The following is a 14,695-nucleotide window of genomic DNA, read 5'->3' as shown; positions in this document are numbered from 1 at the left end:
TTTACATAAGTTTATTATCAGATAAAAAGGTGGCTGTGGCGGCCGGGCTTAGTTTGCTGCGATTCTTTTCAGCACAATCTGCTCCGCCTGCTTCGCAATTATCTGGTTGTAGAACTCTTTGAGATAGGCATATTCCGGTGCAAAGAAAACGGGTCTGCTGATGTTTACCTTGCTCATCACCTGCAGGCTGTTTCCCTCCTGCTGCACCACATACATGAAGCGGCCGCCTTTCTCAGGCAGGTTCACAACCAGACTTTTGGGAACTTCATCTAATTCATAACCGGCTGGTATAGTAAAGCGGCAGATATAAGTCTCATCTATCGGGGTACCAAAGTCAACAGGATACAGGCGCTCATTTAGCTTGAAAGGGTTCTCCTTCTCTGCCTGCCCCAGCATGGGGTTCAGGTAAATGATGTGATTGGCCTGACCACTGCCACTGGCGCTGATGTTATAAATAATATCCAGCGCATTATTAATGTCACGCAGATTTTTGATTTCAGGCTTACTCATTTTAAAATCACCTATTTCTTTGGTTATGCGCTCGGCATATTTGCTCTCCCCTTCCTCTAAAATAGTTTTGCGCAGGTAAAGGGCACGGTAACCGCCAGCAGACTCGTGACCAGTACCTGTTAACTCCCCCTGTTCGTTGATGGTGATTGTGGCGTTGAATAGTTTAGTAAGGGAGGTAGTCGCTGTCAGTTCTACCCAACGCTGGTCCGCTTTCTTTATGAGGCGGCCATTTCCGTTCAGGCAGCGAAACGGCAGCATGCCTACAGGCAAAAGCGGATCTGTGGCATCCAGCAGATACTCCTTGCCGCCCACCTGTACATGCGCTATCACATAATTGAATTTATTTAGCATCGGAGAGTAAGACGTTATAACACGGCCGTGCTCCCGGGTGCTCACCAGCACCGGCCCTGCATCCAGCCCTGCCTCCAGCAGCATAGAAGTAAGCAGCAGGTTAATTTCTGCAGCACTTCCCTGCCGCAGGTCATATGCTTTCCGGATTGGGTTGCTAGTATAAATGCCGTACTTCTCATTCCATTTCATCCGCGACTTCACCAACTCAAAAATAGCCTGCATCTGCTGCTCCGGTTCCTTATACTTTGCACTGATAGCGGCAAGATCCTCCTTAAAGAAACCACTGCGGTTTAGCTGTATGCCAAAGGAGTGATCCCCGAGCAGGTCATCTGTTACTTTGCTCCAGCTTCCGGTCATAACCTCAGTGCCTCTTCCGGGTATGTTCACTTGCTGCAGCTCAAATTCTATTTTAGACTGGTAATCACTGAGCGATGTGATGTACTTCTCTTCCTTTAGGGCCGGCACATCTTTCATCGCCCACACATAGGAGTTGTTGATCATTTCATTGCCACTCTGCTTCTGATTATCGCTTTTGTGCAATGGATGGTATCCCTGCATCTGGAACTTATAATCGAAGTATTGTGGAATTCGTGCACGGTACTCGCTCCATACCGTTGGGATAGTTGACTGAAACTCCCACTCACGCATATTGTACACCCTGTCAGACGTAATAACGTAGCTCACATCAATCACGGACCCTTCTTTTACATTGGGCATCGTGAACTTCTTCATGTACCAATACTCACTTCGTTGCTCGTCGAAAACAGTTTTAGAATCCAGCTTCTCTTTCTGCACTTTACCGTTTTCGAGGTTATAGGTAAACCCTTTAATGCTACCTACTCTATCTCTTGTAGAACCGTGCTGATAATAAGGTACTGTTATATTTGCCCAATCATAACCTGATTTCTTCAGAATCTTAATGCGGATATGGCGCTCCGTTACTACCTGTAGCTCATTTATCAGGTTGAAATGAGTATAACCGTAGTCTGACAAAATAACTGCGGCTGCGCTGGTATCTTTTTCATAAGTGCGCATGGTAAGTTCTGCCTCATCAATTTTGCCGAATTTAGCAGCCTGTGCCCGCACCTGCGACCAGGAGCAGCATACCAGGAAAAATAAAAGAATAAGTTTAGTAGAAATTTTTGCTTTCATAGATAAGCTGTTGTAAAGTGAATGAATTAGGTATAGATGTATAAAGCGCCTCTGTAGCATAAAGAAAGGACCTGAACGTAAGCGGCAATGACTCGCCTCCCTCTAAGCATCGTATAAATAAAATAATATTCCTTTATATATTCAAATAAAATATATAATATCTGATCTATTTCACTCGAAACTCAGTAATAGGTATCTTTGAGCCACCTGCCTGCCGGTTTTTTTTCAGGTCCTGATGAAGCACTCATACAACGGCATGAATAAGTTCAAAATAGCACTTGGCTTAAATTACTTCCTCATTGCGGTAAAAGAATTCTCTAAGTCAGCATGTTCACTATACTTCTGGAGTCGTTTTTTAAGAAGCAGTTGTTATTAAACTGCTAAGGCAGGATTATTTTTTTCGATGATGCCACGCTTTTTAAATAAGAAAGAGAGTTCTCACCAGTTGGATTTCAATTGCACTAATGAAAGCAGCAGTAAGAATTTTGGAGCTTGCTGTTTGATACCACAGGAGGAGGAGTATGTGGTGTTTAAGAGATGTTTAGATGCACAAAAAAGGTAGAGTGGCAGCCTGGATGTTCCCTTGCTACCACTCTACCTTTTAAACTCACTGTTTTTCTTTCGGAGGCTCTACCTCATGTTATGCTACAGATAGGACTTAAAATTTTTACCGTCCTGCCAGAATTCGCGGCAAGCTTCCCGCTGCTCCTGGATAAACTTATGATTTCGTTTCAGATCTTTCCAACTGCCATAGCCGAGACGCTCACAAAGCCTGAAAAAGTTGTCGCCTTGGTTTTTTTGTCCTTTCACCCGCACCAACGCGCTGAGCAAAGGTCTGCCAGCAGCATGCTCTTTTTCTGAAATCTCGTCGATTACCTCAGTCAGCATCGACTTCTCATAGGTGTTTTCTAAATTCAGGCCGAGTTCAGCCTCGTAGATTAGATTTTGGAAGGACATCAGGTGCGCCCGACCTCGGGCTACTTGAATTAATTTCTTTCGTACCCTTGTGTTCATAGTGCATAATATGTTTTACGCAGCGTAAAGAACAAAGCGATTTTCTCCCCTAATCCTTTACCTGCAGATACAACTTAAAAGTAATATATATCATATTGAACGTATTTTAGGGAAAATGGTTGCAACATAAGTGCAGTTATTTTCCATTTTTAGTACAAAATATGATTTGATGCACAAGAAGCTGCTACCGCAGCACCTGAGGCTGCTTCTCTGACAGGTATTTCCAGTAGCGCCGGGGGATGTGGCGCAGGTGCAGTTTCGGGTTCTTCCGCTCCGGTATATTCACGTGGTCGAAGTATACCTGCCACAGCTGCCTGTATTTGTCTTCTTCCGCATCCATGGCCGCAGCGGGTACACTGGCACGCTGCTGTGGCGGCAACTCTAACTTCATGAAAGTGATGGCATGCAGGTCATAATAAGCACCATAGCGGCGGCGGGTGTCATAGATAGCCCAACGCTGATCAGCATACCGCTTCCCGAAGTGATTCAGAATAAGGGGCAACACATTAAAATCAGGGGAAATAGTGGCATAAAACAGCTCATCCGCCGTTTTCTGGAAACGCACAAAAGCTTCCATGCGGTGCTTCTCGCGGTGCACCTGCTTTGCCGCCTGTTGCACCTGCAGCACACAGGGCGCGGCAAAATTGCCTTCAATGTTTTCCTTTGTTTCGAAAACTAAGCGAACGTAGTCAAAAATGATGCGCTCAAACCCCGGTTGCTCCCAAAGGTAGGTATAATAAAGCTCCTGCAAGGCTCCCGCTGACAGCTTTTTCTGTAGCCCCTGCCACACGCGCTGTGCCTTCTGCTCGTTTGCTATTACCGCAATAGTTTCGCCGAACATACTGGGCTGCGCCACTTGCTCCTGCTCAATGCTGGCAGGCCAGCTTTTTCGCTCATAGGCCTCAAACACCACCGTCAGCAGCCCTTCAAAAGTACCATCGTAGGTGTATAGGTGCATGGGCGTACAGGCTATGTTATTTATTCCCGTTATAGCTGTTGCGGTTTTTGTCTCCGGACTCAGACTGCATTCTGGCGGACAGGCTTTGCAGCTGCGGCACCAGCATATTCAGTTTACAGCAAAGAGACACACGGGCAACCTTCTGATTTTTTCTCATGACAGTAACTTCTTTAGTTTGAACAGAATTAGAGGTATGATTTGACTTGACTGTTTTCTTTTTTGCTGCGGCCATCGCTCTCAAAGTCATATGATGCTGAACACAAGGCTTTCCCTTCTTTTTTCCTCTCACATGCAGGAACATATGCCCGGTATTAGCCAACCTGGCGGAACAAATCCAGCTGCTGCGTTAGCAGCGCGCTGCGCACAGAACCATCACCAAACAGAATCTTGTTGCGAATCTGCTGCGAGTCGAGTTCTTGCCTTTGCAGGCTTTTGGTCTGGCAGGTGATAAAATATTTTGCCCGTTTCAGCACCACGCCCATTTGGCGCAGGTGCTCGAAGTTTAGCTGTGTAAACCTTCTGGCCGACACAATCTTTTTAGCTGATTTCACCCCGATGCCCGGCACCCGCAAAATCATTTCATAGTCGGCTGTGTTTATCTCCACCGGAAAAGTAAACCGGTTACGCAGCGCCCAGGCCAGTTTCGGGTCAATATCCAGTTCCAGGTTCGGGTGCAGCTCGTCTACAATCTCTTTCGCATCAAACCCATAGAAGCGCATCAGCCAGTCGGCCTGGTAAATGCGGTTCTCCCGGATAATGGGTGGCTCCGTGATAATAGGCAGCCGGTTATCGCTGCTCACCGGCACATAGCCGGAATAGTACACGCGCTTCAGGCTATAGGACTTGTACAACTGGCTGGAGAGTTGCAGAATCTGGTGGTCGTTTTCAGCCGAGGCACCCACAATCAGCTGCGTGCTCTGGCCGGCAGGCGCAAAGGCAGGCGCCGACCTGAACAGCTTCTTCTCTTCCTTTGCCTGTAGCAGTTGCTGACTGATGGAACCCATCGGCAGCAGGATTTCAGTATAGTTTTTCTCCGGTGCCAGCTGCTGCAGGCTTGCCTCCGATGGCAGCTCAATGTTTACGCTCAGCCTGTCGGCATACAGCCCCGCCTCTTTTATCAGCTCTTCACTGGCTCCTGGTATTGTCTTCAGGTGAATGTAGCCATTAAACTTGTGCTCCTGCCGCAGCTTTTTAGCCACCCGCACAAGGCGCTCCATGGTATAGTCCGCATTCTTGAAAATGCCGGAACTAAGGAACAGCCCCTCAATATAATTGCGGCGGTAGAAGTTAATGGTGAGGTCCACTACCTCCTGCACCGTAAAGGCAGCCCGTTCCACGTCATTGCTTTTGCGTGTAACACAGTAAGCACAGTCGTAAATGCAGAAGTTGGTGAGCAGAATCTTGAGCAACGATACACAGCGTCCATCTTCTGTATAGCTGTGGCAGATTCCCATCCCCTCGGCATTTCCTAAACCTTTGTTCTCATTTTTGCGCTTCCCGCCGCTGGAAGAGCAGGAAACATCGTACTTTGCAGCATCTGCTAATATCTTTAGTTTCTCAGTTATCCTACTGTCCATACACTTGACCTTCTGTACTTTTGATGTTTTAAAGGTACAGCCAAGCAGGCATATAAACCAATATTTTTAGCAAATTTTATTCACAATGTTATCAACACCTGTTGATAAACTAAAAATATTAGTATAGCTGATACACTATGCAGCTATTCAGTTAAGCTCCCATGGTTCAGACGCTATATTATGAACAGGAGGAAACACTATTGGCATAATAAAGCGTTATATTAGTAGCCACAAAAATCTATACCCGAGCACGGTTAACTTCTGTTCATGTTTTGTTCACACCATTTCTTCCGCTGTTTACCATTAGCATGCCTTATCGGCTTGCTCTTGCTGCTGGTGGAGGTGTGCCAGGCACAGCAGGCAACTCCCCCACTCCAACAAGACTCCACTCTCACCGATACCACAAAACAGAAGTTCGATGACCGTGTAATGGAGAACCTGCGGCAGATGTCGGAGCGAAAGACCATCATGGGTAAACTACTGAAGGCCGTGCTGGTGTTTGACCGGGGAGGTGAGGAAGTGTATGGTTTGGATGCCGAGCTGATTGAGAAAGAGTATGAGAAGCACACATACAAGATTGTGCGCCGCATCGATTTTATGGGAATGAAGCCCTTTGGCTACTCCGTCCACGATACCACCAAAGCACCCAAAAATTTCTTTGAAAAGGCTGGCAACTCCCTGCACATGAGAACGGGGCGCGGCCTTATTCGTAATAAATTGCTCTTCGAGAAGGATGCTCCCCTAGAGCCACTGGCACTTGTAGAGTCTGAGCGTTTACTACGCCAGACAAGGTACATTCTAGATGCCCGCATTATAGTGAATGAGGAAACTACTACCGAAGACAGCGTGGATGTGTTCGTCATCACAAGAGACATTTTTAGCCTGGGCGGTTCCGGCTCTCTTGATCCCTCCTCCGGCCGGGGACGCATTACGCTGCGTGAGTTAAATTTCCTGGGCCAGGGCCACCAGGTGGAAGGCTCCTACCGCTTTGGTATAACCACCAGGCCCCGCCCCTGGGAAGCAGCCGGCTACTATACCATCGAGAACATCGGGCGCACCTATATTACCGCCGACATGGCCTACGTAGACAAAAACTTCTATAAAGAGAAAAGTGTGTTGCTGCGTCGCGAATTCTTCTCTACCAACACCAGGTATGCCGGTGCTTTAGGAGTAAACTGGATAGAACAACGCATCATGTTAGCCCCTACTTCTGAAGACACCATAGCCCGTTATGCCAATTTAGGCTATAACCAGCAGGATGTCTGGCTGGGCCGCTCTTTCAGGTTTAAATCTTATAACCTGGGGTATGAGCCCCGCAGCCGGCTCATACTCGGGCTCCGCTTTACCCGCACAGACTACTCTATCAAACCATCTGACAGCTTTCAGGACAACACGCTGGTGATGGGAAGCCTGGGTTACAGCATCCGGAAATATTATAAAGACCGCTACCTTTTCGGATTTGGTAGAACGGAGGATATTCCGACAGGCACCCTCCTCTCCCTGACCACAGGCTATGAAGAAGGCGACCTCCGGGACCGGAAATACTTTGGCGCTTCAGTGTCCATGGCGAAATACCAAACTGACTTCGGCTACCTGTATGGCAAAGCTTCTTACGGCTCTTTTGTGCGGGATAGCCAATGGGAACAGGGTGTACTGCAACTGGAAACGTTATACTTCACAAAGCTGTCGGAGTGGGGCAACTGGAAACTGCGCCAGTTTTTCTGGGGCCGGGGCACGTGGGGCATCAACCGTAACCCGGAAGAACTGCTTTCCATTAATGACGAGAGCGGGTTGCGGGGCTTTCGCTCCACCCTTTTGCGAGGTTCCCGCCGTGTCGCGTTAAACTATGAAGCGAACCTCTATACTCCGTTCTCTCTCTTTGGATTTAAGCTGGCCACAGTCGTTTTTGCAGATTTCGCATGGCTATCTTCCCAAAGCGAAAGCTCCCCTTTCAAAGGAGCACCATACCGCGGCTATGGCGTCGGGCTCCGCTTCCGGAACGAGTACCTGTCTTTCAGCACCATACAGTTCTCCCTGAGCTATTATCCGCAGCTTCCAATCAACGAGGAAATCAAAGCCTTCCGGATTTTCAACACCTCGCGGCCCTACTACGACTTCCAGGACTTCCAGTTTACGCGCCCGGGCGTAGCTGACTTTTATTAAATTCCTACGTATCTTTTTGAAAGCTTTACCTGTTTAAGAGGTATAGAAAGCATTAAGAATACAAGAAAATACTATGGAAAAAGTTAGAGAAAAATCAGAATACGAAGGAAATCCGGTTGGCTTAACAAAAGACACGGCCACTAAAATGGCAAAAGAACTTGACCGCCACCTTTCCTCCTTCATTATCTTATATAACCAGTACCACAAGCACCACTGGCTCGTTGAAGGCCCACAGTTCCGCGACCTGCACCTGTTTTTTGAAGAACACTATACTGAGATTCATGAGCAGTACGATGCAATTGCAGAGCGACTGACCGTGATGGGCGTTGTACCAACCTGCCACCCGGCAAAGCAGATAGAGCTTTCTTACATTGAGCATGAGGAGGAAGGAGAGTTCCGTATTCGGGAGATGCTGCAGAAGGACATGGAAGACGAGAAAACCATTGCCGTAGAACTGCGCAAGTCTATTAAGCTGGCCATGGAACACAGTGACTTCGGCACAAAGACGCTATTGGAAGGCATTCTGTTCAAAACAGAAGACCGTTGCCACCACATTGAGCACTTCCTGGGCGAAGACGGCCTTACAATTGGTTTACTGCACAAACCAGGAGATATTCTGGAGGAAGATGACAAAGCCTCAACGGGCACAAAAGGCCTGAGAACGACTGCTAAAAAGTCTACTTCTAAAGAAAAGGCTTAAGCCAAAACACAACTGAAACAAAGAAGGCAGCCTGACAACGGGCTGCCTTCTTTGTTTCCAGAGCAACAGAAAAGCCTGTACATTTTAACACACTATCCGGAATATATAACACGCTCCTTCTATATCCTTTGCCATATCTTTTAACCGGGGCAGGATTTCATTAAATTTGTAAAGGCATTCCCGTATAACAGCAAACACACAGAAGATAAAACTATGGTAGAACTTGGCAATTACAATGAACTGGAGATAGCACGTGAAGTGGATTTTGGGGTATACCTTACCTCTGAGGACGGGGACATCCTGCTACCGGCCAAATATATTCCCAAAGGAGCACAGGTGGGCGACACGGTACGCGTGTTCGTGTACCGCGACTCGGAAGACCGTATTATCGCCACCGACCTGGAGCCTTATGCCACAGTGGGCGAGTTTGCCTGCCTCACCTGTACCGATACCGCTCCTTTCGGTGCTTTCCTGGAATGGGGACTGGAGAAGGACCTGTTGGTGCCCCTCACCAACCAGAAAGACAAAATGCAGGTGGGCCGCAAGTACTGTGTATACCTCTATTTAGATGAAACCTCAGACCGCGTGGTGGCGACCACTAAACTGGGGAAGTACCTGCAGAACGAGGACATGCAGCTGACAGAAGGCGAAGAAGTACAGCTATTGGTGGCAGGCTTTACAGACATCGGCATAAAGGTGATTATTAACAACGCCTACATGGGCATGCTTTACCAGAATGAGGTATTCCAGGACCTGCAGCTAGGCGACAAAACCACCGGCTACATCAAAGCCATCCGCCCGGACAACAAGGTTGACGTAACGCTGCGCAAGCCTAATGCCACCATTCTCAGTGAGGCTGACGAGGCATCTGAAAAAATAATAGGCTTGCTAAAGCAGGGCAACGGCTGGCTACCCCTCTCCGACAGCAGCACTCCGGAAGATATTTACAAGACTTTGGGCATGAGCAAGAAAACCTTTAAGCGCGCTATTGGAGGGCTTTATAAAGCAGGCAAAATACAACTGGAGGAGGGCAGCATCCGCTTGAAATAGTTCTGAACGTTACACCTTTTGGTTTGGAGTAAAATCGGGCTATAAGAGCATGTTTAAAATTCATCCTTTGCGCTGCAAACTGCCCATAAAGGAACCTGACTTCACAGTTTTCTCGCTCCATAGCGCTGCTATGAAGCTCCAAAACCGTTTCGCCAGAACCCTTCATGGACAATTTTCGCATCCAAAAACGAAATTTAAACATGCTCTAAGGCAGGGCCTGCAAAACAATGTGAGGCGCAATTTGACAATGTAGTCACAATACTCCAGGTACTCCAAAACAACAATTTTGGGTTAATCTACTACACTTTTCAGACTATACAGCCCTAAAGAACGTACTGTCTGCGTAAGAGAACAACCCTATGCAAAAAGTGAGGACTGCCCTTATTGCAGGAGGCAGCGGACTTGTAGGCGGCCACCTGCTGAACCTGCTCCTGAGGAGCCAGCGTTACAGCGAAGTAATTTCGATTGGCCGCCGCGAACTGCCCCTGATACACCCTAACCTGGAACAGCGGGTGATGGACTTTGACAACTTTAAAAATCACGCCTCCGCATTGGTGGCCGATGATGTATTCTGCTGCCTCGGCACTACTATTAAGAAAGCAGGCTCCAAAGATGCTTTTTATAAAGTAGACCACACCTACGTAGTGCAATTAGCGGAAATCACGGCTAACAAAGGCGCGGCTCAATTCATCGTAGTTTCTGCTATGGGTGCCGATGTCGGCTCCATGATATTTTATAACAAAGTGAAGGGCGAGATGGAACAGCATGTGCAACAACAGCCTTTTACAGCCACGCACTTTTTCCGGCCATCGCTGCTGCTGGGTGAGCGGGAAGATCAGCGCACTGGCGAGGAACTGGCGTCTAAAATCATGAAGCCCCTGAGCGGGTTGATGATTGGACCGCTGGAAAAGTACAAGCCCATAGAAGCCGAAACAGTGGCCAAAGGCATGCTCTACGCTGCTTCTCAGGACAAACCGGGCGTGCACATCCACCCATCAGACGACATTGCCGGACTGGGCGCCAAACTTTAGCGCCTCCCTACCGTACAGTTGCAGGCAGACACATTTTCATTTTTATGCCCTCCCAACCACTACAGCACGTTTTTCCGAAGGTTTCAAACTATGATCCGGAATGGGTGCGCCAGCACTCCATGGGGGAGAATGTGCTCTTCAACCTCGAGAGCCTAACGAAGTCGCTGGAACTGAAGCCGGGCATGCGGGTATTGGATTTAGGTTGCGGCAAAGCCATCAGCTCCATTTTCCTGGCAAAAGAGTTCGGCGTAGACGTCTGGGCCGTAGACAATGCCATATCGGCCAGCGACAATTACCAGCGCATACTGGATGCAGGCTGCGAGGGAAAAGTTACTCCGCTGGAGGCTGATGCACGTGCTCTGCCCTTTGCTGAAGAGTATTTTGATGTAGTAATTGTAGTAGACTCCTATACCTACTTCGGCACCGACGAAAAGTACCTCCCTTACATTGCCCGTTTCCTTAAGCCGGAAGGCTATCTGGCGATAGTAGATGTCTGTTTTACAAAAGAAATAGACTCGCTGGAGCAGGTACCGGACTTCCTGCGCGAGGACTACCAGAAGTACTGGTACTTTATCCACACTGTAGACTGGTGGCGCAAACTATGGGAGAAAACGGGGCTGGTGCACATAGAGGCGGCGCAGGAACTGGAAGAAGCACAGCACGTGCGGGAACAGTATGTAAAGGACTTTGAGAAGGAAGGCCAGCCAGACCCTTTTGCAAAAGCACTACATCTTGATAATCAGAATTTTGTATCTTTCTTTAAACTGATTGGGCGGCGCACCCAAAAGACCGCTTACCTGCAGAACTACAAAAAGGAAACTAAAAAGTAGCGCCTCCTCACACAATAGTCACTTTCTGCTTCGTTAGAATTTCTATATTTGCAGCCGCTGCGGCATGCTGCACAGCAACGTCTATTGCTTATTTATCAATTCTTAACGATTTCATGAAGACTACTATTTACCGCTTTTCATTCGCTCTTGCTCTCATGCTCTGCATGAGCTTTGGCGCCCAGGCACAGGAATACCAGACAGGTATTGGTTTTAGGGGTGGTGCCGCATCCGGCCTCACAGTGAAGCATTTCATCCAGAGTGATGCCGCAATAGAAGGCATCCTGAGCACCAGCTTTAAGTACAGAGGCACTGTTATAACGGTACTGTACGAGAAGCATGCGCAGGCATTTAACGCCAGTGGCCTGCAGTGGTACTATGGCTTAGGTGGCCATGTGGGCTTCTACAACGGCCACGACTACTATGACCGTAACCACAGAAACTATGACGACAATGTTGTTGGTTTAGGCGTAGACGGCATTCTTGGTCTTGAGTACTATATCCGTGATATTCCCTTCACCATCGGTGCCGATGTAAAGCCATACTTCAACATCCCACGCGGCGGCGGCTTTTGGGACACAGCACTGCATGTGCGTTATGTGTTTTAAGTGTTGATTGTTGAAACTCAGCCCTAAAGATTTTTAGAATAGAACAGGCCTCGCTAGAAGTATAGCAAGGCCTGTTTTGTTTATAGCTCTTTTTGGCTGCTATTATAATCAGATAATATTTTATAATACAACCTGCACTATAAACTCCTCTTTCGCGTCCATTTTATCTGTATTCAGGCCACCTCTAGAAATAGGAGGAATCGCCAGAAAAATATCTTTATTGCTATCCTCTAAATCAAACTTATAGTAGATTCTGGAATAAGAAGCTTGTGTTATGCAATTTGAGAAGTAGTTTTGGTCACTTATACGCAAAGAGTATATTCCGGGCGTTAGCAGCACAAGCCCAACTTTAAACTTATAGTCAGGTTGATTACAGGCATAGTAGAAGAACAGGTATGGGTCTTGTTTCTCGACCAAATCAGGATGTATAGCCTTTACAAAACCACCTGTTGTACTCGAAGGATTTTTATAAAGATCGTGGTAAAATAACTTCAGAGGCAAGGACACAGAATCTATAAGAACTCTCTGAAAAATCTTTGTGTCATATAGGTATTTACCCGTTAGGTTTGTTTCAACCCAATTAGTGTCGCCTACATTATAAGTTTTTTTGTAAGGTGTTAAGCTTAGCGTCTCCTGAATAATATGGCTATATTCAGGTTCAACATATTCATCACACTGCAAGCCCATCGTTAAACAAGAAAAAACAGCCAGAACCAGGTATCTGAACTTACTTATAAAAGGCTTCCGCTTCTTCATACTCTTATAGCTTTGATACGCAATTCATCAGGAATAACTCCTACATGCTTTACTCCTAAAACCCTATATAGTTGAGAAGAGCCGCTGCAAATTTTTACAGCGGCTCTTCTCAACTATATGCTCTTCAACTAATATCTTACATCTAACCTTTACTAGAAAGAAATATGCATCAGCGCATCGCCCTGGTTTACAACGGGCATATTATTAAGGCCAACGATGTAGCCGGATGCGGGAGCATTCAGCCGTACTTCCATCTCCCCGTACGGATCCGTGATACTGCCGATGTTCTGGTTTTTCTTTATGTACTCGCCTAATCTGACATAGCTGCGCCACAAGCCTGCATTCTTTGCCCGTAGCCAGATGTCTTTCATACATACGACGCTTTCTTCATGTGGGGGCGTGAAATTAGTCATCATGCCCAGGTGGTGCAGCACGCGGCAGGTACCTTCTATACCCAAACTTATTCCCTTCTCATCAAACCGCAGCGACTCACCTGTTTCGTACACCATAATGGATTTCCCCAGTTTTGCAGCCTCTTTACGCAGTGAGCCCTGGCGGTAAGGGGAGTTCAGTATAAATGGCGCTCCAAAAGCCCTGGCCAGTTCTTCGTTTCGTGAGTCAGCCAGCACACAGCGTAGCTGGGGGTAATTGGCGCGGCTGGAGCCACCCGTATGGAAATCCAGGCCATAGTCTACGTACGGTATTATCTCTTTCATGAAGCGGTACGCCACGCGGCTGGCCAGTGAGCCGTCGCGGTTGCCCGGAAAACTGCGGTTCACGTCTTTGCCATCGGGCACCTCCCTCGAAAAATTAAGGAAACCGTAAATGTTCAGCACCGGCACGGCAATGATGGTTCCTTTCAGCGGGTACAGCATTTTCTTGCTGAGCATGCGCCGGACAATCTCTGTTCCGTTCACTTCGTCGCCGTGCATACCGGCCATCAACAGCACCACAGGGCCATCATGCACGGAGCGGAATACATAAATGGGGATTTCAATAACGGTACCGCTGGGCAGTTTGCTGATGGCCAGTTTGGTCAGCACCTTTTCTCCACGGTCTATGCTTTTACCGTTTATAACAATGGTTTCAGGCATCTATTCTTTTACTTTTTTCTTCTGCTGCCTGTCCGGAAGCCCTTCTATATACTCGATTATTCTTCCTGCAATATCTTTTTGCGTGGCGCGCTCTATCCCCTCTAACCCTGGTGATGAGTTTACCTCCAGAATCAATGGTCCGCGCTTGGACTGCAGCATGTCTACACCGGCAATGCCTAAGCCTAGCGACTTAGCGGCCAGCAACGCTGCTGCTTTTTCCTGGCGCGACAACTTAATCAGCATGGCTTTGCCGCCGCGGTGCAGGTTAGATCGAAACTCCCCTTCCTTGCCCTGCCGCTTCATAGCGCCTACCACCTCGCCGTTCACTATAAACGCACGGATGTCGGCACCACCGGCCTCAGATATAAACTCCTGCACAATAATGCGGGCTTTCAGGTTATGGAATGCCTCAATCACCGATTCAGCAGCTTTTCTTGTCTCGGCCAATACCACGCCCAGCCCTTGTGTGCCCTCCAGTAATTTAATCACGAGCGGGGCGCCACCCACCTCTTTCACCAGTTCGGATGTTTGTTTCGAGTAATTGGTAAAAGCTGTTTTAGGCATACCCAGCCCGGCACGCGAAAGGATTTGAAGGCTGCGCAGTTTGTCCCGGGAGCGCACAATAGCCTGTGAGTCTACGGCACTTCTCACTTTCATCATCTCGAACTGGCGCACCACTGCGGTGCCATAGAAGGTAACAGAAGCACCAATACGCGGAATAACGGCATCTATGTCGGTTAAGCGCTCGCCCTTGTAGAGAATATGGGGGTCGCCCTGCTCAATTACAAGGTCACAGCGCAGGTGGTCTAATACAACAGCCTGGTGCCCCCGCTGCTCGGCTGCCTCTACTAAGCGGCGGGTAGAATACAGTTTCTGGTCACGGGAGAGAATAGCAATTTTCATA

The 14,695-nt window shown here is 47.8% G+C and carries 14 protein-coding genes; 6 read left to right on the top strand and 8 right to left on the bottom strand.

What is annotated here, in order from left to right; genetic code table 11:
• Nucleotides 1-48 precede the first annotated feature (48 nt).
• The 5 genes from DXT99_RS00620 to DXT99_RS00600 form a co-directional block, all read right to left on the bottom strand.
• A complete protein-coding gene (locus DXT99_RS00620; RefSeq protein WP_181884985.1) occupies nt 49-2,013 on the bottom strand; it encodes a DUF3857 domain-containing protein in 1,965 nt (654 codons plus the stop codon).
• 645 nt (nt 2,014-2,658) lie between these two features.
• Nucleotides 2,659-3,027, bottom strand: coding sequence for a hypothetical protein (locus tag DXT99_RS00615; RefSeq protein WP_246000374.1), 369 nt, complete (start codon nt 3,025-3,027; stop codon nt 2,659-2,661).
• A gap of 184 nt (nt 3,028-3,211) precedes the next feature.
• Entirely contained in the window at nt 3,212-3,985 is a 774-nt protein-coding gene (locus DXT99_RS00610) for a TIGR03915 family putative DNA repair protein (RefSeq protein WP_115563575.1), read from the bottom strand.
• 16 nt (nt 3,986-4,001) lie between these two features.
• Entirely contained in the window at nt 4,002-4,142 is a 141-nt protein-coding gene (locus DXT99_RS26920) for a hypothetical protein (RefSeq protein WP_181884984.1), read from the bottom strand.
• Nucleotides 4,143-4,296: 154 nt separating this feature from the next.
• Nucleotides 4,297-5,562, bottom strand: a complete 1,266-nt coding sequence (locus tag DXT99_RS00600) for a putative DNA modification/repair radical SAM protein (RefSeq protein ID WP_115563573.1) — start codon at nt 5,560-5,562, stop codon at nt 4,297-4,299.
• 321 nt (nt 5,563-5,883) lie between these two features.
• Here DXT99_RS00600 and DXT99_RS00595 point away from each other — a divergent pair, with 321 nt between their 5' ends.
• From DXT99_RS00595 to DXT99_RS00570, 6 genes are all read left to right on the top strand, one after another.
• The gene (locus tag DXT99_RS00595) at nt 5,884-7,725 is read left to right on the top strand and encodes a BamA/TamA family outer membrane protein (RefSeq protein WP_246000373.1); all 1,842 of its coding nucleotides are present in this window, start codon (nt 5,884-5,886) and stop codon (nt 7,723-7,725) included.
• 73 nt (nt 7,726-7,798) lie between these two features.
• A complete protein-coding gene (locus tag DXT99_RS00590; RefSeq protein ID WP_115563571.1) occupies nt 7,799-8,425 on the top strand; it encodes a Dps family protein in 627 nt (208 codons plus the stop codon).
• A 213-nt stretch (nt 8,426-8,638) separates the two neighbouring features.
• The gene (locus DXT99_RS00585) at nt 8,639-9,475 is read left to right on the top strand and encodes a CvfB family protein (RefSeq protein WP_115563570.1); all 837 of its coding nucleotides are present in this window, start codon (nt 8,639-8,641) and stop codon (nt 9,473-9,475) included.
• Nucleotides 9,476-9,834: 359 nt separating this feature from the next.
• A complete protein-coding gene (locus DXT99_RS00580; protein WP_115563569.1) occupies nt 9,835-10,506 on the top strand; it encodes an oxidoreductase in 672 nt (223 codons plus the stop codon).
• Nucleotides 10,507-10,550: 44 nt separating this feature from the next.
• Nucleotides 10,551-11,336, top strand: coding sequence for an SAM-dependent methyltransferase (locus DXT99_RS00575; protein WP_115563568.1), 786 nt, complete (start codon nt 10,551-10,553; stop codon nt 11,334-11,336).
• A 113-nt stretch (nt 11,337-11,449) separates the two neighbouring features.
• Nucleotides 11,450-11,941 carry a hypothetical protein gene (locus DXT99_RS00570; protein WP_115563567.1) on the top strand — a complete coding sequence of 164 codons (492 nt, stop codon included), beginning with the start codon at nt 11,450-11,452 and terminating at the stop codon, nt 11,939-11,941.
• Between the two features lie 120 nt (nt 11,942-12,061).
• On the opposite strand, the gene DXT99_RS00565 is transcribed toward DXT99_RS00570, so the two are convergent.
• The 3 genes from DXT99_RS00565 to rimK all read right to left on the bottom strand — a co-directional run bounded on the left by DXT99_RS00565 (nt 12,062) and on the right by rimK (nt 14,694).
• Nucleotides 12,062-12,697, bottom strand: a complete 636-nt coding sequence (locus tag DXT99_RS00565; protein WP_115563566.1) for a hypothetical protein — start codon at nt 12,695-12,697, stop codon at nt 12,062-12,064.
• A gap of 152 nt (nt 12,698-12,849) precedes the next feature.
• Nucleotides 12,850-13,791: a succinylglutamate desuccinylase/aspartoacylase family protein gene (locus DXT99_RS00560; RefSeq protein WP_115563565.1), complete on the bottom strand. Its 942-nt coding sequence runs from the start codon at nt 13,789-13,791 to the stop codon at nt 12,850-12,852.
• Complete coding sequence (gene rimK / locus DXT99_RS00555; protein ID WP_115563564.1) at nt 13,792-14,694, bottom strand: 30S ribosomal protein S6--L-glutamate ligase; 903 nt, start codon at nt 14,692-14,694, stop codon at nt 13,792-13,794.
• Nucleotide 14,695 lies beyond the last annotated feature (1 nt).

It is taken from the genome of Pontibacter diazotrophicus, from assembly GCF_003367245.1.
GTDB lineage: Bacteria > Bacteroidota > Bacteroidia > Cytophagales > Hymenobacteraceae > Pontibacter > Pontibacter diazotrophicus.
The sequence above is the reverse complement of the archived record's forward strand: the minus strand, read 5'-3'. Positions and strand labels throughout refer to the sequence as shown.